Annotated in this window: 28 protein-coding genes and 1 riboswitch; of the genes, 14 read left to right on the top strand and 14 right to left on the bottom strand. The window is 59.7% G+C overall.

The window, feature by feature from the left end; translation table 11 throughout:
- The first annotated feature begins 104 nt into the window (after positions 1-104).
- The 4 genes from parM to BUC04_RS17405 all read left to right on the top strand — a co-directional run bounded on the left by parM (position 105) and on the right by BUC04_RS17405 (position 4,171).
- Positions 105-1,106 carry a plasmid segregation protein ParM domain-containing protein gene (gene parM, locus BUC04_RS17420; RefSeq protein WP_067660785.1) on the top strand — a complete coding sequence of 334 codons (1,002 nt, stop codon included), beginning with the start codon at positions 105-107 and terminating at the stop codon, positions 1,104-1,106.
- 9 nt (positions 1,107-1,115) lie between these two features.
- Positions 1,116-1,973 carry a hypothetical protein gene (locus BUC04_RS17415; protein ID WP_067660788.1) on the top strand — a complete coding sequence of 286 codons (858 nt, stop codon included), beginning with the start codon at positions 1,116-1,118 and terminating at the stop codon, positions 1,971-1,973.
- Between the two features lie 252 nt (positions 1,974-2,225).
- Positions 2,226-2,669 (top strand): DUF3010 family protein, encoded by a 444-nt coding sequence (locus BUC04_RS17410; protein ID WP_067660791.1) that lies wholly within the window; start codon positions 2,226-2,228, stop codon positions 2,667-2,669.
- A 149-nt stretch (positions 2,670-2,818) separates the two neighbouring features.
- The gene (locus tag BUC04_RS17405) at positions 2,819-4,171 is read left to right on the top strand and encodes a hypothetical protein (RefSeq protein WP_143165781.1); all 1,353 of its coding nucleotides are present in this window, start codon (positions 2,819-2,821) and stop codon (positions 4,169-4,171) included.
- A gap of 82 nt (positions 4,172-4,253) precedes the next feature.
- On the opposite strand, the gene BUC04_RS17400 is transcribed toward BUC04_RS17405, so the two are convergent.
- The 3 genes from BUC04_RS17400 to BUC04_RS17390 all read right to left on the bottom strand — a co-directional run bounded on the left by BUC04_RS17400 (position 4,254) and on the right by BUC04_RS17390 (position 6,397).
- Complete coding sequence (locus BUC04_RS17400) at positions 4,254-4,784, bottom strand: acyl-CoA thioesterase (RefSeq protein WP_067660913.1); 531 nt, start codon at positions 4,782-4,784, stop codon at positions 4,254-4,256.
- A 79-nt stretch (positions 4,785-4,863) separates the two neighbouring features.
- Positions 4,864-5,988 (bottom strand): alkane 1-monooxygenase, encoded by a 1,125-nt coding sequence (locus BUC04_RS17395; protein ID WP_067660797.1) that lies wholly within the window; start codon positions 5,986-5,988, stop codon positions 4,864-4,866.
- A gap of 136 nt (positions 5,989-6,124) precedes the next feature.
- The gene (locus BUC04_RS17390) at positions 6,125-6,397 is read right to left on the bottom strand and encodes an oxidative damage protection protein (RefSeq protein ID WP_067660800.1); all 273 of its coding nucleotides are present in this window, start codon (positions 6,395-6,397) and stop codon (positions 6,125-6,127) included.
- 149 nt (positions 6,398-6,546) lie between these two features.
- Here BUC04_RS17390 and BUC04_RS17385 point away from each other — a divergent pair, with 149 nt between their 5' ends.
- A complete protein-coding gene (locus BUC04_RS17385; RefSeq protein WP_143165780.1) occupies positions 6,547-7,521 on the top strand; it encodes a hypothetical protein in 975 nt (324 codons plus the stop codon).
- A 45-nt stretch (positions 7,522-7,566) separates the two neighbouring features.
- Here the strand turns inward: BUC04_RS17385 and BUC04_RS17380 are convergent, their stop codons facing one another.
- The 3 genes from BUC04_RS17380 to mutY form a co-directional block, all read right to left on the bottom strand.
- On the bottom strand, positions 7,567-7,935 hold the full coding sequence (locus BUC04_RS17380) for a hypothetical protein (protein WP_067660806.1): 369 nt from the start codon (positions 7,933-7,935) through the stop codon (positions 7,567-7,569).
- A gap of 42 nt (positions 7,936-7,977) precedes the next feature.
- Positions 7,978-8,451: a hypothetical protein gene (locus BUC04_RS17375; protein ID WP_067660809.1), complete on the bottom strand. Its 474-nt coding sequence runs from the start codon at positions 8,449-8,451 to the stop codon at positions 7,978-7,980.
- 15 nt (positions 8,452-8,466) lie between these two features.
- A riboswitch (cyclic di-GMP riboswitch) is annotated at positions 8,467-8,552 on the bottom strand.
- A gap of 205 nt (positions 8,553-8,757) precedes the next feature.
- Positions 8,758-9,807, bottom strand: coding sequence for an A/G-specific adenine glycosylase (gene mutY, locus BUC04_RS17370; RefSeq protein ID WP_067660811.1), 1,050 nt, complete (start codon positions 9,805-9,807; stop codon positions 8,758-8,760).
- A gap of 78 nt (positions 9,808-9,885) precedes the next feature.
- On the opposite strand from mutY, the gene trmB reads away from it, so the two are divergent.
- The 5 genes from trmB to BUC04_RS17345 all read left to right on the top strand — a co-directional run bounded on the left by trmB (position 9,886) and on the right by BUC04_RS17345 (position 13,901).
- Positions 9,886-10,602, top strand: a complete 717-nt coding sequence (trmB, locus tag BUC04_RS17365) for a tRNA (guanosine(46)-N7)-methyltransferase TrmB (protein ID WP_067660814.1) — start codon at positions 9,886-9,888, stop codon at positions 10,600-10,602.
- A gap of 11 nt (positions 10,603-10,613) precedes the next feature.
- The gene (locus tag BUC04_RS17360) at positions 10,614-10,952 is read left to right on the top strand and encodes a YggL family protein (RefSeq protein WP_067660817.1); all 339 of its coding nucleotides are present in this window, start codon (positions 10,614-10,616) and stop codon (positions 10,950-10,952) included.
- On the top strand, positions 10,952-11,866 hold the full coding sequence (gene glsB / locus BUC04_RS17355) for a glutaminase B (protein ID WP_067660820.1): 915 nt from the start codon (positions 10,952-10,954) through the stop codon (positions 11,864-11,866). The genes BUC04_RS17360 and glsB overlap by 1 nt, the downstream gene beginning before the upstream one ends.
- Before the next feature lie 186 nt (positions 11,867-12,052).
- Positions 12,053-12,862, top strand: coding sequence for a DUF2884 family protein (locus tag BUC04_RS17350; protein ID WP_067660823.1), 810 nt, complete (start codon positions 12,053-12,055; stop codon positions 12,860-12,862).
- Positions 12,863-12,959: 97 nt separating this feature from the next.
- Complete coding sequence (locus BUC04_RS17345) at positions 12,960-13,901, top strand: LysR family transcriptional regulator (protein WP_067660825.1); 942 nt, start codon at positions 12,960-12,962, stop codon at positions 13,899-13,901.
- Positions 13,902-14,432: 531 nt separating this feature from the next.
- On the opposite strand, the gene BUC04_RS17340 is transcribed toward BUC04_RS17345, so the two are convergent.
- Positions 14,433-16,220, bottom strand: a complete 1,788-nt coding sequence (locus BUC04_RS17340) for a DUF885 domain-containing protein (RefSeq protein ID WP_234977457.1) — start codon at positions 16,218-16,220, stop codon at positions 14,433-14,435.
- 208 nt (positions 16,221-16,428) lie between these two features.
- Between BUC04_RS17340 and BUC04_RS24010 the strand changes: the two genes are divergently transcribed.
- Together BUC04_RS24010 and BUC04_RS17335 are read left to right on the top strand one after the other, a co-directional pair.
- Positions 16,429-16,596, top strand: a complete 168-nt coding sequence (locus BUC04_RS24010) for a hypothetical protein (RefSeq protein WP_156480003.1) — start codon at positions 16,429-16,431, stop codon at positions 16,594-16,596.
- A gap of 9 nt (positions 16,597-16,605) precedes the next feature.
- Complete coding sequence (locus BUC04_RS17335; protein WP_082766690.1) at positions 16,606-16,902, top strand: energy transducer TonB; 297 nt, start codon at positions 16,606-16,608, stop codon at positions 16,900-16,902.
- Here BUC04_RS17335 and hemW read toward each other — a convergent pair.
- The 7 genes from hemW to BUC04_RS17300 all read right to left on the bottom strand — a co-directional run bounded on the left by hemW (position 16,899) and on the right by BUC04_RS17300 (position 21,651).
- A complete protein-coding gene (hemW, locus tag BUC04_RS17330; protein WP_067660831.1) occupies positions 16,899-18,035 on the bottom strand; it encodes a radical SAM family heme chaperone HemW in 1,137 nt (378 codons plus the stop codon). The two genes, BUC04_RS17335 and hemW, sit on opposite strands and share 4 nt — an antisense overlap.
- Positions 18,036-18,635, bottom strand: a complete 600-nt coding sequence (gene rdgB / locus BUC04_RS17325; protein WP_067660833.1) for an RdgB/HAM1 family non-canonical purine NTP pyrophosphatase — start codon at positions 18,633-18,635, stop codon at positions 18,036-18,038. It abuts the gene before it with no gap.
- Positions 18,636-18,752: 117 nt separating this feature from the next.
- Positions 18,753-19,193, bottom strand: a complete 441-nt coding sequence (locus tag BUC04_RS17320) for a DUF4426 domain-containing protein (RefSeq protein WP_067660835.1) — start codon at positions 19,191-19,193, stop codon at positions 18,753-18,755.
- A 71-nt stretch (positions 19,194-19,264) separates the two neighbouring features.
- Positions 19,265-19,561, bottom strand: coding sequence for a DUF167 family protein YggU (gene yggU, locus BUC04_RS17315; protein WP_067660838.1), 297 nt, complete (start codon positions 19,559-19,561; stop codon positions 19,265-19,267).
- A complete protein-coding gene (locus tag BUC04_RS17310) occupies positions 19,558-20,094 on the bottom strand; it encodes a YggT family protein (RefSeq protein WP_373277956.1) in 537 nt (178 codons plus the stop codon). Before BUC04_RS17310 ends, yggU begins: the two co-directional genes overlap by 4 nt.
- Positions 20,095-20,126: 32 nt before the next feature.
- Positions 20,127-20,942: a pyrroline-5-carboxylate reductase gene (gene proC / locus BUC04_RS17305; RefSeq protein ID WP_268762543.1), complete on the bottom strand. Its 816-nt coding sequence runs from the start codon at positions 20,940-20,942 to the stop codon at positions 20,127-20,129.
- Positions 20,943-20,967: 25 nt separating this feature from the next.
- Positions 20,968-21,651 (bottom strand): YggS family pyridoxal phosphate-dependent enzyme, encoded by a 684-nt coding sequence (locus BUC04_RS17300; protein ID WP_067660847.1) that lies wholly within the window; start codon positions 21,649-21,651, stop codon positions 20,968-20,970.
- 26 nt (positions 21,652-21,677) lie between these two features.
- Between BUC04_RS17300 and BUC04_RS17295 the strand changes: the two genes are divergently transcribed.
- Together BUC04_RS17295 and BUC04_RS17290 are read left to right on the top strand one after the other, a co-directional pair.
- Positions 21,678-22,712 (top strand): type IV pilus twitching motility protein PilT, encoded by a 1,035-nt coding sequence (locus BUC04_RS17295; protein WP_067660850.1) that lies wholly within the window; start codon positions 21,678-21,680, stop codon positions 22,710-22,712.
- Positions 22,713-22,731: 19 nt separating this feature from the next.
- A complete protein-coding gene (locus tag BUC04_RS17290) occupies positions 22,732-23,847 on the top strand; it encodes a PilT/PilU family type 4a pilus ATPase (protein ID WP_067660853.1) in 1,116 nt (371 codons plus the stop codon).
- The last annotated feature ends 15 nt before the right edge of the window (positions 23,848-23,862 follow it).

The following is a 23,862-nucleotide window of genomic DNA, read 5'->3' as shown; positions in this document are numbered from 1 at the left end:
CGGAATCCCTGATTTAATAGGCCAGATTTAAGATATGACCCTTTGTTGTCGGAGCGTTTCCAGGTTGCATGCTGGACGCTGTCCGCGAAGCCTTGGAAGCCACTATGACCACCGCAAAACTGAAGTTCGCCATCGATGATGGCTCCACCAACGTCAAGATCAGCTGGATTGATAACGGTGAGATCAAGAGCCTGATCTCCGCCAACTCCTTCCGCAAGGATTGGAAGAGTGCTGCCCTGCTGTCCGACAAGCGGGTGTTTAACTATGCCATCGGCACCACCAAGTACACCTACGACGCCACCTCCGACAAGGCCCTCTCCACCACCCATGTGGAGTACCAGTACGACGATTTGAACCTGCTGGCGGTGCACCATGCCCTGCTGCAGACCGGCATCGAGCCGGGTCCGGTCTCCATCGTGGTGACCCTGCCGATCACCGAGTACTACAACGCCGACGATTGTCAGCGCAACGAGGCCAATATTGCCCGCAAGAAGGCCAACCTGATGCGCGAGATCAGCCTCAACAAGGGCTCGCTGTTCCAGATCGTCGACGTGGAAGTGATGCCAGAGAGCCTGCCGGCGGTGTTGACCACCCTGGTGGATTCCGGTTGCAGCGAGTTCACCAAGTCGTTGGTGATCGATCTCGGTGGCACCACGCTGGATATGGGCGTGGTGGTTGGCGAGTTCGATGAGGTCTCCGCGGTCTACGGCAACGCCGACATCGGTGTCTGCATGGTCACCAACGCCGCCCGCAAGGCGCTGGCCGCCGCAGACAGCGATGCCAGCTACCTGGTGGCCAATGAGCTGATCAAGCGTCGCAAGGACAGGGATTTCGTGGCCGAGGTGGTTAACGATGAGTCCAAGATCGAGTGGGTACTGCAGAAGATCGAGGAGAAGATCGCCGAGCTGGGTGCGGCGGTGGCCTACGAGGCCAAGATCTTTGCCCGCAACCCCAATCGCATCTACCTGGTGGGGGGCGGCGCACCGCTGATCGTCGAGGCGATCAAGGAAGCCTACCCGGCCCTGGGCGACAAGGTTCAGCTGGTGACCCAGGCCCAGTCTGCACTGGCCCGGGAGATCTGCTGCTACCACGCAGAGGCGGCGTAAGGAGCGGTCATGAAAGTCAGCTGCAGTTTCCATCTGGAGCCGGAGCAAAGCGGGGCCGACCAGCACACGGTGGCCACCCTTAAGGCCTGGCAGCAATCCCTGCGCAAGCAGCACACCGAGGCCGACAGCTACAAGTCGGCCCAGGGGCGCTTTCACAAGGAGATCTACCAGGCTGGTCTTTACCTGCGTCAGATCTCTGAAAGCCTGCCCGGCCAGCTAGCCCAAGCCTTCCAGGGCGAGCAGGTTCAGCCCCAGGCTATGCTGCATCTGTTGGCGGCCAATGGCGTTGAGGCGCCGAGCCAGGGCCTGAGTGAGCCCCAGTGGCAGCAGCTCAAGGCGCTGATGGCCACCTCGCCGGAGCCCAAGCTGGACGTCTCGAGTCTGGCAGAGCAGCTGATCCCTTCCCTGCTCGAGGCCCTGTCTACCCCGGCTGAGCCCAGTCTGGATAGCGACGAGCTGGTACAGAAGCTGGCTCAGCAGCTTGGTCAGGGCAGCAATGAATTGAGTGAAGCGGAGGTTGAGGCACTGGCGGCCATGCTGGCACCCAAGCTTTCCACCGCGATCGAGACACCGAGCCTGGATATCGACCAGCTCAGCGCCCAGTTTGGTGCCCAGCTGATCGCCCAGCTGGAGAGCGTCAGCGGCAATCGCCAGGAGCGTGGGGTCGCCAAGCAGGACCTGGATGAGGTGCTGTGGGGCCAAAGTGCGCTGCAGGATGAGATCCGCGAATTGCGTGCCCAGCTGAGTCGACAGACCAAGCTGATCCAACAGCTGCAAGGTGGCAGCGTGGCCGCGGCAGCGGAGGAAGGGGATCTGGCCCAGAAACTGGCCAGCGCCCAGAAGGTAAAGAGCAAAGGGGTCTGGTAAGCGCAGGCGACGATGAGAGCCGGCTCACAAAGTGGGAATAAGGTTCATCGACGTTGGCGGGATGACAGCCTGCCGTCATCTTGCTGTCATCGGCCAAACCTAGCCTGCCCGGGCATTGGCATCTCATCATCTCTCGCCAACCCTGCACGACATCAAGATCCGCTTCGGCGGATCTTTTTTATTTTGGCACCAACAGTTTTGGCGTTTTCCGCTACAATGCGCGCCAGATACGATTTGAAACAAAGGCCCGATATGCGAATTTGTGGTGTGGAGCTTAAAGGCTCCGAAGCTGTGCTCTGTCTGTTGGATTACAAGGTGGAGAGCTTCTACCTGCCGGATTGTCGGCAGCGCTCCATCGCCTGCTCCGGTAACGAAACCGTCGAGGGGATGCGCCAGTTTCACTTTGCCTTCCACAAGCTGATGGCGGACTACCAGGTGGATGAGATCGTCATCATCCAGCGTGCCCAGAAGGGCAAGTTTGCCGGTGGTGCCCCGGGCTTCAAGATGGAAGCGGCGATCCAACTGGGTGAGCTGCCGGTGAGCCTGATCAGCAATACCCAGATCAAGGAGCAGCTCAAGCGCAACCCGCCGCTGGCGGACTTTGCCGACATGGGCATGAAGAAGTTCCAGCAGCCCGCCTTCAATGCGGCCTACTGCGCCCACAACCTGCGGATCTTCGGCAAGTCGGACGATTGAGCCAAAGCTTCAGAAACAACGCGGCCCGGTGCCGCGTTTTTTCATGCCTGCTGGCGATGGGGATATAGCCAATCTCTCTGGCAAAGACGGGCTACCGGACTATGGTTTGGCCGGTTTGGATAGATCGAGGTGGACGTATGCAATCGCCTATGTTGTTGAGTTTGTCCCTGGCCCTCTCCTTGTCAGCCCCTCTTCAGGCTGAGGAAGTCCCTGCTCCGCCGGTGCAGCAGGCCAGTCAGTTTACCGTTGTTGATATCAATTTCTGCTCCATCAGCTTGATCGACATCGCCATCCACGATGCCACCGGAGCGGTGACCATGCTCACCACTCCGGACCCCAACGGGGTGGTATCGCTGAACTTGGTGCCGGAAGGCGGCTATGTCTCCATCATCCAGCTGTTCGAGCTTCAACCCGAGGACCCCAATGAGCCACCCAGCCAACAGGTGGTGATGACCTCGGCCCACAAGTCGCTGTTCCAGTACGATGGCCTGTGGCAGCTGACCGATTACTTCGGTCAGACCGGGCCGTGCAAGATGTTGTCTCAGCTGACCGTCACCAGCCTTATCCCCAACGCCAACGAGTTTGTCTTCTCGCTGGTGGAGCCGGTGAACTTCCTCGATGGCAGCCATCCGCTTAACCTGTTCAATCCCTACCTGCTGGGTCAGGGCTTCGACAGCCTTTTCAACATGGCGGCCTACAAGCTGCAACCGGCCCAGGGGCTAACGGAGGGGCAGCAGGTGGATATGTTCCTTGACCAGCAGCCCAACATCATCAACTGGACTTCTGACGGCATGGTGGATGCCATCGCCGGGTACTACTTCAACCTGAGTCTGCCCTATCTGCTGGAGAGCAAGTTTGTCGGCAACAGCAGCGGCACTCTTGCACTGCTGCAAGAGGAGGGTGAACACCAGGTGCTGAGCCAGTTCCTGCTCGATCCCATTATCCTGCAGCAGGCCAGCCCGGTACCGCCCGGGACGACCAGCCTCAGCATCAAGACACCGATACCGCCGGTGGGTCTGTACAGCAGTATCCAGGTGCAGGACAACCTGCTGCAGTTTGAGCTGGGCGACTACGCTGCGCTGCATACCCTGATCGGCATCGGTCGACAGGGCGATCAGGGCAGCGCCTTCCAGGTGGTCTTCACGCCGCCGAACATGGGCCAGGTGACCCTGCCGATGCTGCCAGAGCAGCTGGCGGGATTCGCCAACCAGCCGGGAACCAGTTACAACCTGTTCAACGTGCGGGCCGATGATCTCACCGCCACCGAGGTACCTGGCTTTGGCCCGGTCTTCCCCGACCCTGAACTGGTGGCGCCAGAGCTGTTGTTGCAGTTGCTGACCCTGCAGAATCTGCCCTACACCAACGCCATCATCACCTGCGGCCAGTTCCCGCCGGACACCCTGTGTCAGCCCTTCCCGCTGTTCCCTGCAGCGGCCAAGATGACACCTGGTCAGATCCGGCTGCAGATCGGCAATAGCCTGGCGGAGATGGAGGCAAGGTAACGGGCTTGAACAAGCCAGTGCATCGAGACAGAGGGGAAACAAAACGGCGCCCAATCGGGCGCCGTTTTCAGTGGCATCGCCGCTAGACCTGGGGCGGCCAGGGCCGCAGGGCTTCGCTGTCGATCCAGGCCTTAGGCCAGTCGCTGGGGGTGGGCTGCCAATCCTCAAGACCCACCGCGTCGATCACCCGGCGCGGCTCGATAACCCGGCCTCGCTCGGTGATACCGGTACGCAGCAGCACCGATGAGCAGGCCTCTCCTTTGACCCACATCGACTGCTTGACGTAGAGCCAGCGCTCATCCATTCCCACCACCCGGGTCTTGATGGTGACCTTGTCCCACAACCGGATACGACGGCGGTAGCGTACGGTGCTACCCGCCACCACCAATCCCCAGCGGTTCTTCTTCAGCGCCTTCATCAGGCCGGTGCGGATGGAGAAATCAAAGCGGCCGAGATCGTACAGGGTCAGGATCCGGCCGTTGTTCATCTCCATAAACAGGTCTAGATCCCAGGGGCGGCAGCGAAACGACATCGAGCCGGTAGCATCGGCGTGCAGGGGGTTGGCACGCATTGCGCCCAGGGTGCAGGTCAGCAATCGAAACAGCGGGTACATGCTGGTCAGGTCCAAAATTCAAACGAGCGTTTATACTAACGCAAATGACCTGGATCACAACGATGATTCGACCCGGTAGTTATGAGTTGATGCCCTGGGTCAGCAGCTGCCGCTCATGCTCGCTGGCGAAATGCTGGTCCCAGTGATCCAGCCGTGGTGCCATGATGCGGTACCACAGCGGCGGCACCAATGTCAGCAGCAGGGTGGTCATGTAACCCGCCGGCATCATCGGCGTATCCGGCATAGGCTGCAGTCGCCAGAAGGGCAGGGCGCCGGTGGCGTGATGGTGGCTGTGACGGGTCAGGTTGAAGGTGGCCCAGCTTGAGAAGGCGTTGTTGCTGTTCCAGCTATGGTGAGGCTGCACCTGGGTGCGGGGATCACGCACCAGGCCGTAGTGCTCCATGTAGTTGACGATCTCCAGGTAGGCCTTGGCGATCAGCGCCACCAGGGTAAAGGTGATAAATCCGCCCCAGCCCGCCAGCCACAATGCGGCGGTAGACAACAGCAGGCTAAGCAATGCCCCGCGCAGGAAACGATTGTGCCAGCTCAGCACGGCCTGACGCCGCGTCGCCAGACGCTTGGCCTCGATACGCCAGGCGCTTTGATAGCCGCCCAGGGTCGAGCGCCAGATATGGCTGTAGACGCTGCGCCCTCTTGGGGCGGTGGCCGGATCCTGGGGGGAGCCGAGGAAGCGGTGATGGCCATAGACATGCTCGATAGCAAAGTTACTGTCCCAGCTGAAGGCCAGCAGCCAGCGGCCAATAGAGTGGCCCAGGCTGCCCCAGGGCCGATGAATAAGCTCATGACCAACGATGGTACCCAGCGCCGCTATCAACAATCCGCTGCCCAGCATCGCCGCAACCAGGCCCAGCAGGGTGTTGTCGGCCTTGCCACTGACCGCGTCCCAACCGGTCAGGCCCTGAACGGTCGCACCTATGCCAAGCAGATCCCCTGGGGCCATCAACCAAAGTGCCAGCAGGGCGATCATCGCCACCAGTGGCAGTGCCAGGTAGAGCATGGCATTCCAGCGCCAGGCGGCACCGGGCTCGGGGACTTCATGATCCTCACCGGCCAGCGCTTCGCCAAGGCAAAGCAGCAACACCATGGCCAGCGGCCCCAGAAACAGGCCCCAGCCCCCTATCAACAGGCCGGCGAAGTGGGGCAGAACCAACAGGTACATCAACAGGAATTTGAGTTGTCCCATGGCGCATTGCTCGATTTTTGTTCAGGTCTGATTCGAGAATGGCGTTATTAAGACCGTATCGCAAGTGGGTGCGATGTCGGCGGGGGCAAAAAAGGCTCCCATAGGAGCCTCTTGTCTGTTCGATGAAGCGCGGCGCTTAGCTCTCCGGCGGGCGGTAGCCTTCGATATGGATCTCCTCACCCTCAAACAGGAACTTCACCATGTTGTCCTGCAGCATCTGGCGATGCTCTGGGTTCATCATGTTGAGCTTGTGTTCGTTGATCAGCATGGTTTGCTTTTTCTGCCACAAACCGAAGGCTTCCTTGGAGATGTTGTCGAACACCCGCTTGCCGACATCGCCCGGGATCAATTGAAAATCCAGGCCTTCCGCCTCTTTGTTCAGGTATTGGCAAAAAACAGTACGTGCCATTGCTGCATCCTCTTGGTTGGTCTTGCGCAGTTATACCAGAATGCGCCAGGCGTCGCAGCATCGCGGTTGTCCGCAGCCACGGCTTTGCCACCTTATCTGTTGTCAGAGCAACGATACAGCGAACTTGAGCTGGCAAAGCACTCAAGCCTATGATGGCGCTGAAGCAATATGGGGGCAGGATGAACCGATTCAGCAAATGGACACTTGGCGCCGTCACCTTAGGAATGGTGGCTGCGGGTATTTGGGCTCTCACCGGGCCTGCGCCATCAGACAGCAGCGTTGCAGAGCTCAGCCCAGTCGCTGCTGCAAAGCTCTCCGCAGCTGGTGAGAGCGGCACTGATACATCGGTGCCTCAGCGCAGTTCAGCACTCGTTTCCCCCTCTCGCTCGGCACATTCACCCGCCATCGGCCCGTTACCAACCGCACCTGAATTGCCAGAGATTCTGCTCTCCGCTGAAGAGGCCGAGGCGCTGCAGGCCTACTGGGTCACCCTTATCCAGCAGCAGCCGCAGGAAGCCTTGATGCAGCTCAATAGTGAGCCGGAACTGCTTGGTACTCTCGGGCCCAGAGGTCTTGAGGCCCTGTTTGATCAGTTTGGTGATGCCCTGCTACAAGCGGACTTTCTCCAGCTGGAGCGGATGGATCATCTACAACCGCAGCTGCGTGACAAAACGCTGGAACAGTTGTTTGGGCTTGATTCGGAGTTGATGACCGATAGGGTTCTCGCCCTGGCGCAGGATAATCCGCTGCGCCAGCAGGGGCTCTATTCGGTCATCGATGCCCGCCAGTCCAGTCAGCCCGGGGTCGAGTTTATGGAGTTCGCCTACGGGCTGCAGGACCCGCAGCTCAACGAGCTGTTGCGTGAGGACTATGGCAATTTCGAGTTTGCTGATCCCTTGGCTCAGATGGAGTGGATACAGCACAGGGATTATCTGGGGGTGTTTACTCCCCAGCTGGACCGCCTGGCACGACAGGCCGTGTCGAGCCATAGCATGGAGCAGGTGCAGGCGTTTATCGAGGCGGGGGTCTATCCCTCGCAGCTGGCTTCTGCAGCGCAGGCCCGTCTCGGTGAGCGCTCCGCGAGTAACCAGCAGCTTTGGGATTGGCTGCAAGACAGACGTTAAAAAAGCTGGAGCCGGGTGCTGCTGATCAAGCAGTACAGCGCTGTTTTACTGCGGAACAAAAGGTTCGACATTGTCGAGATACTGCAGCACCTCACCGCTTTGTTCATTGAAGAAACCGACCCTGGGGTTACCCTCGATATCGAACAGGAACAGGTTGCCACTGTCATTGACATCCATCACCGCCTGAAGCCTTGGGGTGCCAGCCTGATCCAGCATGGTCAGGGTAACCTCTTCGCCTTCGGCATCCAGGACAATACGGGGATTGGTGTCCTTATCCACCACCATCATCCGTTGGGTCTTGATCTCCAGCTGTTGCTGCGCGAGTTGGCTGCGAAGCTGCTGAAGCTGAAGGTACTGGATCAGGTAGGCGGCGGCCAGGATGGCCAGGCAAAAAGGCAGGAGTAGTTTTTTCATCGGCGTTAGTAAAGCGCCCCGCAAGGGGGCGCTTGGCAATATTTACGGCGCAGGTACTGGGGTTGGGATCAATTCTGCAATGATAGTGCCGTTCTCATCAAGCCAGTAGATGGCCTGGCGCTTCACATCCAGGGCAACGGCGTGACCATTGGTTCCGTTGTCGAGCTTCTTACCCTCGAGCTTGAATACCGCGGCCGGAGTTTCCTTGGTAAATCCCGGATTACCAGCGATACCGGCAGCCACATAGCTTGGGCCCATGGTGAGCTTAGCTTGATTACTGGTGCCACCACTTTCCATCACGATACCGCGGGCTTGCTTATTGCCCTGCTGAATATACAGGCCAACACCACGGTCGCCCTTAAGCTTGAGCACCGGGGCCCAGCCTTTCTTGTGCTTGATGATGGTGGTGTCGTTATCGGTTTCCCACTTGGTAACCAGCGGGCCGTTGATCACTTCGGCGGAGACAGCGGCGGAGAAGGCAGCGCAGGCTGCCAGGGCGGCAATAGACTTCTTCATGGAAGGTCCTCTCAATTGTGCAACCCGGCTATCTCCTTTTCATCGGTTGGAGACCCGTGGCTTTCCGTCCCAGCCTCACAACTGGTTTGGCAGCGCAACATCAGGATTGTTCGAACGAAAGTATTGCACCGGTGTACCAAATTCGTCAACGAGGATAGTCTGCTTTGTTGGCTCAATTTGGCGCTACTAGTTCGCTAATTCCAATTAGCTGTTAGCGCAATCATATGAACTAGTGCCCCGTCTTGGCACAGCGTACCAACCAGGGGCAATTGCGCAGCTGTTGATCGTTATTCATTGCGCTTGTGCTCAGTCAATATTTTGCAGGCTAAGGATCAGTTTTTCGGTGGGTGCTGCCAGCCCAACCTCCGGCTTTTTCTCCAGCGGATACCAGGCGCCGGCATGCTCGCCGACGCCAGTGGTTGCCTGTTCCAGCTCCACCAGCACCGGCTGGATATCCAGGTGGTAGTGGCTGAAGGTGTGGCGAAAGGGGGTCAGCATCTGCGGTGCCTTGCTGGCCTTAAGTGGAGCCAGGGCGCTGTCCAGCTCTGCCTTGCTGTCGAGTTGCGGCGGGCACCATAGGCCACCCCAGATCCCGGCTCCGGGGCGCTTCTCCAGGTAGAGCTGACCGCGGTGGCGCAGCAGCAACAAAAAGCAGGCCTTTACCGGCTTCTCTTTCTTGGGTTTCTTACCGGGGAAGTCCTGGGGGTTGCCCTGCTGCTGGGCGACGCAGTCAGAACCTACCGGACACTCTGTGCAGCGTGGTTTACTGCGGGTGCAGATCATCGCCCCCATATCCATCATCGCCTGGTTGTACTGCTGCACCCCGTCAGCCGGGGTATGACGCTCCGCTAACTGCCACAGCCGGTTCTCCACCGCTTTGACGCCGGGCCAGCCGTCGATCGCCTGGTGCCGGGCCAGTACCCGTTTGACGTTGCCATCAAGGATGGGGTGGTGCTGATCCAGCGACAGGCTGAGGATCGCTCCTGCGGTGGAGCGGCCGATCCCCGGCAGCGCCACGACCTGGTCGATCTCGGTGGGGAACTGGCCGTCGTACTGGTCCCTAACCACCCGGGCGGCCTTGAGCAGATTACGGGCACGGGCGTAATAGCCCAGCCCGGTCCACAGGTGCATCACCTCATCATCCTCGGCATTGGCCAGATCCACCAGGGTGGGGAAGCGCTCAGTAAAGCGCTCGAAGTAGGGGATCACCGTCGCCACCTGGGTCTGTTGCAGCATCACCTCAGACAGCCACACCCGGTAGGGGGTGCGGTTTTGCTGCCAAGGCAGGCTCTTGCGGCCATACTGCTGATACCAGTTAAGGATCTGGGTGGCAAAGGCGGTGGGGTTCGCTTCCATCGGCGGGCAACCTAAAATACAATCACGCGTTTTTGTGGGCGCCAGTGTAGCGTCCGCCGCACCAAGCGAGAAGATCTGATGACAGAAGAGCACAAGTCCGAGGCCCCGGAAGGGGATAAGCGGATGCGTAAAATCCGTTCTTACGTAAAGCGGGAAGGGCGGATGACCAAGGGCCAGGCCCGGGCCATGGAGGAGTACTTCCCCACCATGGGCCTGAAGCATGAAGATGGCGCGGTTGACCTGGACCAGGCCTTTGGCCGCAGTGCCCCGGTGGTGCTGGAGATCGGCTTTGGCATGGGCAAATCCCTGGTGGAGATGGCGGCAGCGGAGCCGGACAAGAACTTCGTCGGCATCGAGGTGCACGGCCCGGGCGTTGGTGCCTGCCTGCTGTATGCCGAGGAGCTGGGTGTCACCAACCTGCGGGTGTTCGAACACGATGCCGTTGAGGTACTGGCGGACTGCATCGCTGATCAGTCGCTGGACCGGGTGCAGCTCTACTTCCCCGATCCCTGGCATAAGAAGCGTCACCACAAGCGCCGTATCGTTAAAGAGGAGTTTGTCGCCGAGATCCGCAACAAACTCAAGCTGGGTGGTCTGTTTCATATGGCCACCGATTGGGAGCACTATGCCGAGCATATGGTGGCTGAGATGAACGAGGCACCGGGCTTTGTGAACACCGCCAGCGAAGGCGATTTTGTCCCACGTCCCGATTTCCGTCCCTTGACCAAGTTTGAGGCCCGCGGTCACCGCCTGGGCCACGGCGTCTGGGATCTGATCTACAAACGCGAAAGCTAAGGAAACCATCAATGGCCATCAAGACCGACGCCAAACGCAATACCCGCCTGCGCAAGAAGCTGCGTACCGGCGAGTTCCAGGAGCTGGGCTTTGACCTGTTCTGGACCTTTACCCCTGAGGTGTCCGAGGAGCAGATCGACGCCATCGTCGACCAGTTCATCGATGAGGTGATCGAGCCCAACAAGCTGGGCTTTTCCGGCAGCGGCCACAAGGCGTGGGAAGGGCTGATCTGCACCCAGGCCATCGGCAAGTGCACCGATAAGCATCGCCAGGCGGTGGAGGCCTTCTTCGCCAAGCAGCCGGTGACCGATCTTAAGGTTACCGAGCTGTACGATATCTGGTGGGGCTGATGCCCAGCCCGTCCCTGTTGCAGGAGGTGGTGGCGGATGCCGCCCCCCTGCTGGGAGGCGGCAAGGTTGCCGACTACATCCCGGAACTGGCCAAGGTGCCCAGCCAAAAGCTGGGCATCGCTGTCTGTACCGCCCGGGATGGGGTGATCGGTGCCGGTGATTACCAGGAGCCTTTCTCCATCCAGAGCATCTCCAAGGTGTTTGCCCTGGTCCAAACGATGGGGCTGTACGAGGAGCGGGAGCTATGGCAGCGGGTGGGCAAGGAGCCCTCGGGCAACCCGTTTAACTCCCTGGTGCAGCTGGAGTTTGAAAAGGGGGTTCCGCGCAATCCCTTTATCAATGCCGGCGCCCTTGTGATCACCGATATGCTACAGACCCGGCTCAGTGCCCCGCGCCAGCGAATGCTGGAGATGGTGCGCAATCTGTCCGGCAATGAGCACATTATTTCCGATCGCACCGTGGCGATGTCGGAGTACCAGCACAGTGCCCGCAACGCCGCCATCGCCTACCTGATGAAGTCCTTTGGCAACTTTGACAATGAGGTGGAGCAGGTGCTGCATACCTACTTCAGTCACTGTGCCATCCGCATGAGTTGTGCCGATCTGGCCCGCGCCTTCTTCTTTCTCTGTAACAAGGGGGCCAGCCTGGATCATCGCAATGTGTTGTCGGAGAAGCAGAACCGGCAAGTAAATGCGTTGCTGGCCACCAGCGGTCTGTACGATGGTTCCGGCGAGTTTGCCTACCGCGTCGGTATGCCCGGTAAAAGCGGTGTCGGTGGCGGCATCATTGCGGTGATCCCCGGCGAGATGAGCGTCTGCGTCTGGTCACCGGAGCTGGACAGCAGCGGCAACTCCCTGGCGGGCATTGCGATGCTGGAGCAGGTCTCCAAACGTCTGGGCCGTTCGATCTTCTGAGTCCCGCCGACACTGGCCGTACCCTCAGCCAGTCGGTGGCAAGAATGCCCACCGACTGGCAAAACTCGCCAATCGTTCCAGCGCGCTAACATTCAAGGTATTGATAAATAAAGATATAGATCCGTGGCACACCCTTTGCTTTCTCTTGGTTATGCTAATAGAGGCGTTTGATAAAAAGGACGAGCCATGAACAAGCTGTTGCTTCCCCTTCTCTCCCTGGGTCTGCTTTGCAGCGCCCATGCCAGTGACTTCGCCATCAATGGCGAACAGTGCGATCTCAATCTCAACCACGATCTGCACGTCAATCAGCAAACCTTCAGTGTCAGTGACGGCGAACGTCAGCTCTACCGCTTTGACCAGGGCCAGCTCTATGTCGAGCAGAAGCCGATCCACCTGAGCGAGGAGCAGCGCCAGGCGCTGGAGCGGTTCCAGCAGGAGCTGATGGAGAGCAGTGAAGAGCTGGTAGCCCTGGTGGATGAGGGCCTGGCCCTGGCGGCGATGGCGCTGGAAGAGGTTTTTGCTGAACTATCCCAGTGGGGTGTTGAGCAGCCGGACAGCAACGGCCTGATGCAGAAGGTGCAGCAGCGAGTCCATGGCGAGATGCAGGACGGCAAGGGCGGATACACCCTGTCGCAGAGCAGCCTCAACAGCATGGATGAGGAGCTGGACAAGGCGATCGAGGACGAGATTGAACAGGTGGTGAGCCAATCGGTGGGCTCCATGCTGATGATGCTGGGCAGTGCCATCGCTAACGGTGAGGGAGAGAGCTTCGAGGCCAAGATGGAGTCTTTCGGCCGCTCCATGGAGGCGATGGGGGAGCGTATCGAGCAGCAGGTAGGCAGCCATGCCGAGCAGATTGAGCAGCAAGCCCAGGGGATGTGCGAGCGCTGGATGGCACTGGATGAACAGGAGCAACAGCTTCAGCGAATCATTCCCGAGATTAACGCCTATGATCTGATCGTCAGTGGCGATCCGGACCTGGCCTGGCTGCGCTAAGCGCTAATTGTGGTTTTCAAAGCGGCGAAGCCTACTTCGCCGCTTTTTTTTTCCTGCAAATGGGGGACAATAGCGCCGGGTCAAATGGGAGCAAGATATGCGTGAGTTACTGGAACCAATCACGATTTTCACTCATGTGGTGCGAGCACAGGGGTTTTCCGCCGCTGCTCGAAAGCTGGGGATCTCCAAATCCAAGGTGAGCAGCCAGGTTAGCCAACTGGAGCATCGCCTTGGGGTGCAACTGGTGCAGCGCACAACTCGCTCACTCAGCCTGACCGAGAGTGGCGAGCTGCTCTACAGCCACGGTGAGAAGTTGTTGAAGGATCTCGACCAGGCAGTGGCCAGCGTTCAGAGCCTGCAGCGGGAGATCCGCGGGGTGCTTCGTGTTGGTATCACCCAGGCATTTGGCTCCATGCACCTGATGCCGCTTATCCCCCAGTTCATGGCCCAGCACCCTGATCTGGAACTGGAGGTCAGCTTTCTGGATCACAAGGTCGACGTGGTGGCAGAGGGGCTGGATCTGCTGCTGACTATGTCTGAGCAGTTGCCCCTGGGGATGGTGGCCAGGCCGGTAATGAATTGCGACTTTATGCTGCTGGCCTCGCCGGGCTACTTGGCCCGCCATGGGGTGCCCTACCAACCTGATGAGCTGGCCGATCACAACTGCCTGGTATACAAAAGCGAATGGTACGAACACTCAGTCTGGGAGTTCGAGCGCGGTGGCGAGAGCGTGGAGATCCGGGTCCAGGGTAACTACCGGGTGGACGATGCTCCGGCACTGAAAGACGCCGCCCTGCGTGATCTTGGCGTGGTGTACCTGGCCAGCTACCTGGTACAGAACGAGCTGCAGACCGGTGAGTTGGTGCAGCTGATGCCGGATTGGCATCTGAGCCACTACCTGGCGCTGCAGGCGGTGTACCCCCGTCGCCAGCACCTGGCGCCCAAGGTCCGGGCCTTCGTTGATTTCGTCCGAGAACAGTTTTCCACCCATTCTGAGTGGGGAAAAAGCCCCTCAACGGCGAAGTTGAGTCGCCAGTGAAAGAATCATTGTTCACTTGAGAGAACGATGCTGTGCATCAAATCGGCACAATTTGGCTAAGTGACTGAATTTTAATAAATAGAATTAGAATTCGAAGAAACCTAACCGGCGCAAAATGTTAAATTATTGTTTTTTCGATCTTATTGGCAACTTGCGTCACTAAAGAGTCTGGATAGAATAGCCCTCGTTGACGGATAGAGCTGAGTGACGGGATTGACCCCCCCGAAACATTTAACGGCCTCCGTCACAGGATAAGCCGTTTGGTTGTTCGCTTATCCGGATTGTTAGGATCCACCCAAAGTCTTTTGACCCCGGATTACCGGGGTGCTTTTCAAAAGCGACAATTGCCCTCCGTACCCTACGCAACAATAAGATTGCTGGAGAGCCATTAAGCGATGGGCCGCTTAAAACCAATAATGATGCCCAGCGAAAAACAAAAAAAATGGAGGACCTCGGTCCTCCTTTTTTTTGTCTGATGATCGGTAAAGCCGGTCAATCAGCGCCACCGCAGTGGCGCTTCATCCCAATCTCTTAATTTGCCGCGATTTGGCCCTGAGCCCACTGCTGTACCTGCTGCTCCAGCATGTTCAACGGCAATGCACCGTTGGCCAGGATCACATCGTGGAAGCCACGCAGGTCAAACGCCTCCCCCATGGTTGCCTTGGCATCGGCTCGCATCTGCAGGATCTTGATCATGCCGATCTTGTAGGCGGTGGCCTGGGAGGGCATCACGATGTAGCGCTCGATCGCCTTAACGATATCTCCCTGGGGATTGGGGGTGTTGTCCGCCAGGTACTGGATCGCCTGCTCCCGGCTCCAGCCTTTCTGGTGGATACCTGTGTCCACCACCAGGCGGCAGGCCCGCCACAACTCCATCGCCAATCGGCCAAAGTCGCTGTAGGGATCCTGGTAGAAGCCCATCTCCTTGGGCAGGTACTCGGAATAGAGCCCCCAGCCCTCGATGTAAGCGGTGTACATGGCGTAGCGGCGGAACTTGGGCACGCTCTCCAGCTCGATGGCGGTGGCCAGCTGCATATGGTGTCCCGGGATCCCCTCATGGAATGCCAGCGCCTCCATCTGGTAGCTGGGCATATTGGCCATGTTGTAGAGGTTGGCGTAATAGGTACCAGGACGGCTGCCATCGGCGGTGGGCACCTCGTAGAACGCCTTACCGGCGGATTTCTCCCGGAACGGCTCTACTGCCTTGACCACCAGATCGGCCTTGGGCTTGATACCGAACACCTCGTCCAGTCGATCACGCATCTGGTCGATGTAATCGGTGGCCTGGGTCAGGTAGGCGGCTCGGCCCTCATCGGTGTTATCGAAATAGAACTTGGGGTCGGTACGCAGGTACTCAAAGAAGGCATCGAGATCGCCGTCAAAGCCCACCTGCTCCTTGATGGCACGCATCTCACCGTGGATCCGCGCCACCTCATCCAGCCCCAGCTGATGGATCTGCTCGGCGGTCATATCCGTGGTGGTGGTGCGCTCAAGCATGGTGGCGTAGAAGGCTTCACCATCCGGCAGCTTCCATACCCCGTCCCGCTCATCGGCTTGCTGCTCCAGTTCCCCCAGGTAGCTAATCAGCTTGCCGTAGCCGGCGGCCACCTGGTTGCTCAGGGCGGTTTCCGCCTGCTTAATCAACTGGGCCCGGGTGTCGGCATCAATCTCGATGCTGGCCAGCTTGCCCTTGAAGTCTGCCAGCAGGGTACTGTCCGGGCCCGCCTCGAAGGGGGCACCGGCGAGGATATTCTTGCTGTCACTGATGGCGTAGGCGAAGACAAACTTCGGCGCGATAATCCCCTTGTCAGCACGAACCTTGAGCTGCTCAATCGCCTGGTCAAAGCGTTTCTCAATTCCCTGCAACCGGCTGATGTAGGCGCGGGCATCGGCCTCATCCTCGATGGCATGCTGATTGATCAAAAAGGCGGCGGTACGGGACTGGATCCCGCGCATCTGGTTGACCGGGTAGCTGTGGTAGCGCCAGCGGTGATCGGCGATGGCGTTTTCAAGATCCTGCTTCATCAGATCAAAGCTAAGCCGGGTGGCACTATCCAGCTGGCTGGCGTCGATCTCCAGTAGCCGGGCCAGTTGGCCCTGGCGCCGCTCCAGATCGCGCTGGTACTGGGCCTCGCTAAACTCGTCCCACTTGTCCTGATCCTGCTTCAGACCCAGCTGGGTCTGGGCCATCGGGGAGGCCATCACCTCTTCCATAAACAGGGCATCGAACAGGGCGTTGGCTTTTTCTGACTCGGATTGAGCCTGGGCCTGAACCTGGCTGGCTACCGGCTCATTGTTGCAGCCGGACAGGCCACCCAGGGCGAGGGTGACGGCCAGGGCCACCGCGGAACTGAAGGACTTCACTGCACACTCCTTGGCATTTAAGTGATCGATATCAAGTTGCGGCAATGTTGCACAGATGGCTTTGCTTAGTAAACCCGGAACTGTGTGAGGATATTTCAAGACGGTTGCGAAACAGCGACTTAGCAGTGCACCATGTTTTTTTTCCAATGGATGGAGAGAGAGCATGAAGCTCATAGAAAAGGGAAGAGTGGTTCAAAAGACCGGCCTGATGCTGGCCGGGTTAGCGTTGCTGTTGAGCGGCTGTAGCAGCACCGAAGCGGAGCAAGCTGGAACGGTGTTACCCGAATCGGACTACTACCTGGACTTGCGGGATAATGAGCAGTACACGTGATTCTGGCAGCTGAAGTCTCGCAAGGAGCCACGCTACCCGATCAATGCGGCCCGTAACGGCTACCAGGGCTGCGTCGAGATGGAGTTCACCATCGACCGGGACGGCAGGCCCCGCCGTGTCGCCATTGTACGCTCCCACCCCGAGCAGGTGTTTGACCGGGCCGGGCTGGAGGCACTCAAAGGCTGGCGCTACCAGGCAGGGCCGGAAAACCCCACTGCGACCCCGGCACTTTTGAGTGTGAAACTGGACTTCACCCTGGCGGGGGGCAGCGGCGAGCCGATGCCGCTGCCCGCTCAGTGCGGTTAGTCCGGCAGGAACTGGCCGAGCAACTCATTGAGATAGCGGTGGCCCTGCTCGGTCAACTGCAGTGATTGCTCGTCCCGGGCGATCAGCCCCCGCTGCAGCGCCCAACTCAGCTGGGGCTCCACCTCATCGGCACTGAGCTGGGTGCGTTGGGTCAACTCGGTCAGTGGCATCGGCTCCATCAGCCGCAGCCGGTTCATGTAGTACTCCAGCGCCTGGTCCTCCCGGGCCACCTCGGTCAGCTGGTCTAATGGATTACGCCCCGCCTCCAGGTAGCCCTTGGGGTGGCGCACCTTCACCGTTCGCACTAACCGTCCATCGGCCCCGGTCAGCTTGCCATGAGCGCCGCAGCCTATCCCCAGGTAGTCGCCAAAGCGCCAGTAGTTGAGGTTGTGCTCACACTGGTAGCCGGGTTTGGCCCAGGCGGAGATCTCGTACTGACGGTAGCCTGCCGCTTCCAGCATCGCCTTGCCCTGCTCGAAGATCGCCCACTGGGTCTCCTCGTCCGGCAACTTGGGCGGGCGGGAGGCAAACTGGGTGTTGGGCTCGATGGTGAGCTGATACCAGGACAGGTGGGGGGGATCCAGCTCGATCGCCTGGGCCAGGTCGTACAGGGCATCCTGCACCGACTGGTTGGGCAGGGTGTGCATCAGGTCCAGGTTAAAGCGCTCGAAACCGGCCTTGCGTGCTTCCCGGGCGGCGCGACGGGCTTCCTCGGCGCCGTGGATACGGCCGAGGATCTGCAGCTTGTCCTGCTGGAAGCTCTGCACCCCCACGGAGAGGCGGTTGACCCCGGCCTGACGATAGGGGCGGAAGCGATCCGCCTCCAGCGTGCCGGGGTTAGCCTCCATGGTGATCTCGCAATCCTGTGCCAGCGGCAGGCGCTCGGCTACCCCTTGCAACAACTGCTCGATGCCCTGGGGCGAGACAAGCGACGGGGTGCCACCGCCGATAAAGATCGAGCGCAGGGTCCGGCCCGCCGCCAGTGGCAGATCCTGGTCCAGATCTGCCAGCAGTGCAGCGATGTACTCCTGCTCCGGGATCGGTCCCTTGCGGGCGTGGGAGTTGAAGTCGCAGTAGGGGCACTTCTGTTCACACCAGGGGATATGGATATAGAGCGACAGCGGCAGGGACACTCAGAGGATCCCTTTCTGCTTGAGGCCGTCCAGCAGCAGCGTCATCGCCTTGCCGCGGTGGCTCAGGGCGTTTTTCTCATCGGCACTGAGCTCGGCGGCGGTGCGGTTGTCGCCGGCTACCTGGAATACCGGATCATAGCCATGACCGTGTTCCCCCTGGGCCTGCTCGGTGATGCTGCCCTCCCAGCTGGCTTGGGCGATCACCGGCGACGGGTCATCGGCGTGGCGCATATACACCAGCACACACTGGAAACGGGCGCTGCGCTGGGCTTGCCCCTGCATCTCCACCAGCAGCTTCTGCCAGTTTTGCTCGGCACTGGCCTGCTCGCCGGCGTAGCGGGCTGAGTAGATCCCCGGGCGGCCATTGAGGGCGTCCACCTCGATGCCGGAATCGTCGGCGATGGCCGGCAGACCGCTGATGCGGGCGGCATGGCGGGCCTTGATGATGGCGTTCTCGATAAAGGTGGTGCCGTCCTCCGCCACGCTGCTGACGTTGAACTGGGACTGGGGCAGGATCTCTAGTGGGTAGTCTGCCAGCAGTTGGGCAAACTCACGGACCTTGCCGGCATTGCCGGTGGCCAGAACGATGGACTGGGACATGAAGGCTCCTGTTGGGTGGGAGCGCAGTGGCGCCCCGGGCAATCTGGGCGCCGATTCTATACCAGATAGGGGCAATAGTTGAGTGCTCGCCCACCGCCTGGGTGAGCGAGCCGATACTCAATCGACGTAGAACTTCTGCTGGAACTGCAGCCGAGTGTTGAGATCCGAGCCGTTATCCAGCTGGATATCGAAGGTGTAGGTCTCCTCGTTGCGGTGACCCACCTCGGCGATGTAGTAGATCGCATCGCCCTCGCGAACCTCTTTGAAGTCCAGCGACTTGTTGCTGCCCAGCAGGTTCTTGGCATTGCCTGAGATGGAGACCGCCACGGTGTGACTGGTATCTCCCTGGATGCTGGTGTCGATCACCGAGACATTGACCAGGCCGGTATAACGACTGCGGCTGATGCCATAGGCCTTGGCCACCTCCGGGGTGAGAAAGGTGCTGCCAAAGGAGACGTAATGGATGGCGTATTTGCCAACCTGCATCTTCTGCTCGGCACTGGCGGGAACCAGCAGCATCAGGCCGGAAAGTACCAGGGTAATGAGGGCACGGAACATAGGGGATCTCCATTTCAGTTGCCCGAATTACAACTATAGACCTTGTCCTTCGGGCAACGGTTTCCTTGGGGTTAATGGTTGAGCAGCTGCTCGATGGCGCTGGGGATCGCCTTGGGCTGGTCGATGCGCAGCTGCTTATGGCGGCCGAGTTCGCCCTTGACGATGGTGATCTGCCCTTTGGCCACCTTGAACTGCTTGGCCAGGTATTTGATCAGGTGGCTGTTGGCTTTGCCGTCCACCGGTGGCGCGGTGATCGCCACCTTGAACTCGTCACCATGCTCGCCCACTAGCGCATCCCGGCTGGCCTTGGGCTGGATATAGAGGTTCAGCAGCAGGGACTCCCCCTGCTGCCGGACCGCTTGACTCACACCACGCTCCAGTAGGGCAGGTAGGAGTGCAGCAGGATATTGACGAAGTTCATGCCGATCAGCAGCACCAGCATGGAGAAGTCCAGGCCACCCATGGGCGGCAGGAAGCGACGGATGGGGGCCAGCATCGGCTCGGTCAGCTGATGCAGTACCGCTTCCACCGGGTTGTGGCCCTGGGATACCCAGCTGAGGATGGCGCGGATCAGCAGCATCCAGAACAGCAGAACGCCGGCTTTCTTCAGCACGGTGACCGCACCCAGCACAAAGACGATGACGTTCCAGCCGTTACCGGACAGCAGCAGCTTGGCAGTCCAGATCAGCGAGCCCACCAGGAAGGCCAGCAGCAGTGCTGAGCTGTCCAGGCGGCCGATGGAGGGCACCACCCGACGCATGGGGGCCAGGATTGGATGGGTCGCCTTCACCACGAACTGGCTGAAGGGGTTGTAGAAGTCGGCACGAACATATTGCAGCCAGAGGCGTAGCAGCACCACCATCAGGTACAGTTCAAGCAGGGTGGTGACGAGGAACGTCATGGCATCATTCATAGTGGGTCTCGTTTTCCGTGTTAAAACTCTTTCGCCATCTGCTGCGCGCGCTCGACGGCGGCGTTCATGGCATCGGCCACGCTGTTGCGCAGCCCTTGTTGTTCAAAGGTCTCGATGGCCTTGGCGGTGGTTCCGCCCTTGGAGGTCACTTGGGCCCGCAGTTCCGCCAGGGACAGCTGCGGATTATGTTTTACCATCTCGGCGGCGCCAAGGGCAGCCTGCTGGATCATCAATCGGGCATCGGCCTGGGTTACCCCCATCTTCTCGGCGGCCTGCTCCATCGCTTCCATAAACAGGAAGAAGTAAGCCGGGCTGCTGCCGGCACAGGCGATCACCTGATCGATCTGCGCTTCCTGCTCCAGCCACAGGGTTTCGCCTACCGCCGCCATCAGCTCGGTGGCAAAGTCCCTATCCACCTGCGATACCCCTGCCGGCGCATAGAGGCCGGTCAGGCCCAGACCAAGTAGTGAAGGGGTATTGGGCATGGTGCGCACCAGCGCCACATCGGATCCCAGGTAGGATTGCAGTGAGTCACAGGTGACCCCGGCGGCGATGGAGAGGGCCAGCTTGCCGGACAGGTCAAGCTCGGCGATAGGGGCACAGACCTGGGCCATCAACTGCGGCTTCACACCGAGAACAATCACCTCGGCCTGCTCACAAGCGGCGAGGTTGTCGTTGGTGGTTTGCACACCGAATTCTGAGGCCAGGGCATCCAGCTTACCCTGGCTTGGGTTAGCGGCGATGATCTGTGCTGCCGGGTAGCCGCTGGCCACCAGACCGCTGATGATGCTGCGGGCCATATTGCCTGCGCCGATAAAGGCGACGGTTCTGCTCACACTGATTCCTTTGTTCATTGATTGATTAATCTCGGGCGCCAAACAGGGCGGTGCCGATCCGCACCATAGTGCTGCCCTCATAGATGGCAGCCTCCAGGTCATTGCTCATCCCCATCGACAGGGTGGTCAGCCCCGGGTGCTTAACCAGCAGCTGTTGTTGCAGGGCTCGCAGCCGGGCAAAGGCCTGGCGCTGCTCGGCCGGGTCATCGCTGGCGGCGGGGATCGCCATCAGTCCACGCAGGTTCAGGCCAGGCAGTTGCTCTACCAACTCAGCCAGGGCCGGCAACTGCTCGGGGGTGACCCCGGATTTACTCTGCTCGGCGGAGATATTGACCTGCAGGCAGACATTAAGTGGTGCCATGCCCGCCGGGCGCTGATCACTTAGGCGCTGGGCGATCTTGTCCCGGTCGACGCTGTGGACCCAGTGGAAATGCTCAGCCACCGGCCGGGTCTTGTTGGACTGCAGCGGGCCGATGAAGTGCCAGGTCAGCGGCAGATCCGCCAGCTGCGCCATCTTATCTAGGGCATCCTGCAGGTAGTTTTCACCAAAATGACTCAGTCCTGCCTGGTGGGCCTCCCGCACCATCTCGGCGGGCTTGGTTTTGCTGACCGCCAGCAGGGTAACGCTGCCTTCGGGCCGTTTGGCTTCAGCCGTGGCCTGTTGGATGCGGTTCTGGGCTTGCTGGATCCGCTCTGATATGGTGGACATACACTCTTCGGGAACGTTAACTAGATATGGAAATTACTGAATTACTCGCCTTTAGTGTAAAGCACAACGCCTCGGATCTGCACCTCTCCGCAGGGGTTCCACCGTTAATTCGAGTGGATGGCGAGGTTCGTAAGATCAACCTGCCCTCGATGGACCACAAAGAGGTCCACGCGCTGATCTACGACATCATGAACGACAAACAGCGCAAAGAGTACGAGGAAAACCTGGAGATCGATTTCTCCTTCGAGATCCCCGGGTTGGCCCGTTTCCGTGTTAATGCCTTCAACCAGAGTCGTGGTGCCGCTGCGGTATTCCGTACCATCCCCAGCTCGGTGCTGACCCTGGAGCAGCTCGGTGTGCCGGACATCTTCCGGGATATCGCTTCCTATCCCCGTGGCCTGGTGCTGGTGACCGGCCCCACCGGCTCCGGTAAGAGTACCACCCTGGCGGCGATGGTGGATTACATCAATGAGCAGCGTCACGATCATATCCTCACCATCGAAGACCCGATCGAATTTGTTCATGACCCCAAGAACTGCCTGATCAACCAGCGTGAGGTACATCGGGATACTCACAACTTTGCTGCAGCCCTGCGCAGTGCCCTGCGTGAGGACCCGGATGTGATTCTGGTGGGGGAGATGCGTGATCTGGAAACCATCCGCCTGGCGCTGACCGCGGCGGAGACCGGTCACCTGGTGTTTGGCACCCTGCACACCACCTCTGCCGCCAAGACCATCGACCGTGTGGTGGACGTGTTCCCCGCCGGCGAGAAGGATATGGTGCGCACCATGCTGTCGGAATCCCTGCAGGCGGTGATCTCCCAGACCCTGATCAAGAAGGCGGGCGGCGGCCGGGTGGCGGCCCATGAGATCATGATCGGCACCCCGGCGATCCGCAACCTCATTCGAGAGGACAAGGTGGCGCAGATGTATTCCGCCATCCAAACTGGTATGGCTCACGGCATGCAAACCCTGGATCAGGGGTTGGAAAACTTGGTAAATCAGGGGCTCATCACCCGTGCTGATGCGATGAGCAAGATGAGTCAGAAGAGCAGTTTCTAAACCAGACCGCGAGGCGAATATGGACATTCAGGCTCTGCTGCAAACGATGTTGGCCCATCGGGCGTCGGATCTTTTTATCACCGTGGGCTTTCCCGCCAGCGCCAAGATCGACGGGGAGCTACAGCCCCTGTCGGACCAGGTACTGGGGGAGGCAGAGGTGATGTCACTGCTCGATCAGGTGATGAGCGACGAGATTCGGCAACGCTTTGAGCTGGAGCGGGAGGCCAACTTTGGTTATGCCAGTGGCATTGAGCAGGCCCGTTTCCGTGTCTCCGCCTTCTGGCAGCGGGATTACCCCGGCATGGTGCTGCGTGCCATCCACACCCAGATCCCGACCATGGAGGAGCTGCATCTGCCTGAGGTGATGAAGGAAGTGGCGATGGCCAAGCGGGGGCTGGTGATCCTGGCAGGGGCCACCGGCACCGGTAAGTCCACCTCGCTGGCGGCCATGGTGGGGCTGCGCAATCAAAGCCAGCGCGGCCATATTCTCACCATCGAGGACCCCATCGAGTACGTCCATCAGCACGACAAGAGCATCGTCACCCAGCGTGAGGTGGGTACCGACACCGAGAGCTTCGAAGCGGCGATGAAAAGCTCACTGCGCCAGGCACCGGACCTGTTGCTGCTGGGTGAGATCCGTACCCAGAAGACCATGGAGTTTGCCCTTGCCTTTGCCGAAACCGGCCACTTGTGTATGGCTACCCTGCACGCCAGCAACGCCAACCAGGTGCTGGATCGTATCCTCCACCTGGTGCCGGAAACCAAGCATAAACAGGTGCTGTTTGACCTGTCGGTGAACCTCAAGGCGGTGATGGCCCAGCAGCTGATCCCCCGGCGGGATGGCAAAGGGCGACGGGTGGCCATCGAGGTGCTGCTCAATACCCCCAGGGTGGCGGACATCATCGCCAAAGGGGAGCTGCACCTGCTCAAGGAGACCATGGCCAACAGCCGGGAGCAGGGGATGCAAACCTTCGACCAGGCCCTGTTTGAGCTCTACAGCCAGGATGAGATCAGCTACGCCGATGCCCTGCACCATGCCGATTCTGCCAACGACCTCCGCCTGATGGTGAAGCTACAGCAGCGAGGCGAGCAGGGCAGCCGTCTGCGCGGTGATCTCACCATCGATCTGGACTGACCGGCCTCACTGTTT

This window comes from Ferrimonas marina (genome assembly GCF_900129905.1).
GTDB lineage: Bacteria > Pseudomonadota > Gammaproteobacteria > Enterobacterales > Shewanellaceae > Ferrimonas > Ferrimonas marina.
Note: the sequence above shows the minus strand (reverse complement) of the source record. Positions and strands in the feature narration are given on the sequence as shown.

Excerpts from the sequence above, each read along its gene's own strand:
- parM (WP_067660785.1), top strand. The coding sequence starts at position 105 with ATGACCACCGCAAAACTGAAGTTCGCCATCGATGATGGCTCCACCAAC.
- BUC04_RS17415 (WP_067660788.1), top strand. The coding sequence starts at position 1,116 with ATGAAAGTCAGCTGCAGTTTCCATCTGGAGCCGGAGCAAAGCGGGGCC.
- BUC04_RS17410 (WP_067660791.1), top strand. The coding sequence starts at position 2,226 with ATGCGAATTTGTGGTGTGGAGCTTAAAGGCTCCGAAGCTGTGCTCTGT.
- BUC04_RS17405 (WP_143165781.1), top strand. The coding sequence starts at position 2,819 with ATGTTGTTGAGTTTGTCCCTGGCCCTCTCCTTGTCAGCCCCTCTTCAG.
- BUC04_RS17400 (WP_067660913.1), bottom strand. The coding sequence starts at position 4,784 with ATGTACCCGCTGTTTCGATTGCTGACCTGCACCCTGGGCGCAATGCGT.
- BUC04_RS17395 (WP_067660797.1), bottom strand. The coding sequence starts at position 5,988 with ATGGGACAACTCAAATTCCTGTTGATGTACCTGTTGGTTCTGCCCCAC.
- BUC04_RS17390 (WP_067660800.1), bottom strand. The coding sequence starts at position 6,397 with ATGGCACGTACTGTTTTTTGCCAATACCTGAACAAAGAGGCGGAAGGC.
- BUC04_RS17385 (WP_143165780.1), top strand. The coding sequence starts at position 6,547 with ATGATGGCGCTGAAGCAATATGGGGGCAGGATGAACCGATTCAGCAAA.
- BUC04_RS17380 (WP_067660806.1), bottom strand. The coding sequence starts at position 7,935 with ATGAAAAAACTACTCCTGCCTTTTTGCCTGGCCATCCTGGCCGCCGCC.
- BUC04_RS17375 (WP_067660809.1), bottom strand. The coding sequence starts at position 8,451 with ATGAAGAAGTCTATTGCCGCCCTGGCAGCCTGCGCTGCCTTCTCCGCC.
- mutY (WP_067660811.1), bottom strand. The coding sequence starts at position 9,807 with ATGGAAGCGAACCCCACCGCCTTTGCCACCCAGATCCTTAACTGGTAT.
- trmB (WP_067660814.1), top strand. The coding sequence starts at position 9,886 with ATGACAGAAGAGCACAAGTCCGAGGCCCCGGAAGGGGATAAGCGGATG.
- BUC04_RS17360 (WP_067660817.1), top strand. The coding sequence starts at position 10,614 with ATGGCCATCAAGACCGACGCCAAACGCAATACCCGCCTGCGCAAGAAG.
- glsB (WP_067660820.1), top strand. The coding sequence starts at position 10,952 with ATGCCCAGCCCGTCCCTGTTGCAGGAGGTGGTGGCGGATGCCGCCCCC.
- BUC04_RS17350 (WP_067660823.1), top strand. The coding sequence starts at position 12,053 with ATGAACAAGCTGTTGCTTCCCCTTCTCTCCCTGGGTCTGCTTTGCAGC.
- BUC04_RS17345 (WP_067660825.1), top strand. The coding sequence starts at position 12,960 with ATGCGTGAGTTACTGGAACCAATCACGATTTTCACTCATGTGGTGCGA.
- BUC04_RS24010 (WP_156480003.1), top strand. The coding sequence starts at position 16,429 with ATGAAGCTCATAGAAAAGGGAAGAGTGGTTCAAAAGACCGGCCTGATG.
- rdgB (WP_067660833.1), bottom strand. The coding sequence starts at position 18,635 with ATGTCCCAGTCCATCGTTCTGGCCACCGGCAATGCCGGCAAGGTCCGT.
- BUC04_RS17320 (WP_067660835.1), bottom strand. The coding sequence starts at position 19,193 with ATGTTCCGTGCCCTCATTACCCTGGTACTTTCCGGCCTGATGCTGCTG.
- BUC04_RS17310 (WP_373277956.1), bottom strand. The coding sequence starts at position 20,094 with ATGACGTTCCTCGTCACCACCCTGCTTGAACTGTACCTGATGGTGGTG.
- BUC04_RS17300 (WP_067660847.1), bottom strand. The coding sequence starts at position 21,651 with ATGTCCACCATATCAGAGCGGATCCAGCAAGCCCAGAACCGCATCCAA.
- BUC04_RS17295 (WP_067660850.1), top strand. The coding sequence starts at position 21,678 with ATGGAAATTACTGAATTACTCGCCTTTAGTGTAAAGCACAACGCCTCG.
- BUC04_RS17290 (WP_067660853.1), top strand. The coding sequence starts at position 22,732 with ATGGACATTCAGGCTCTGCTGCAAACGATGTTGGCCCATCGGGCGTCG.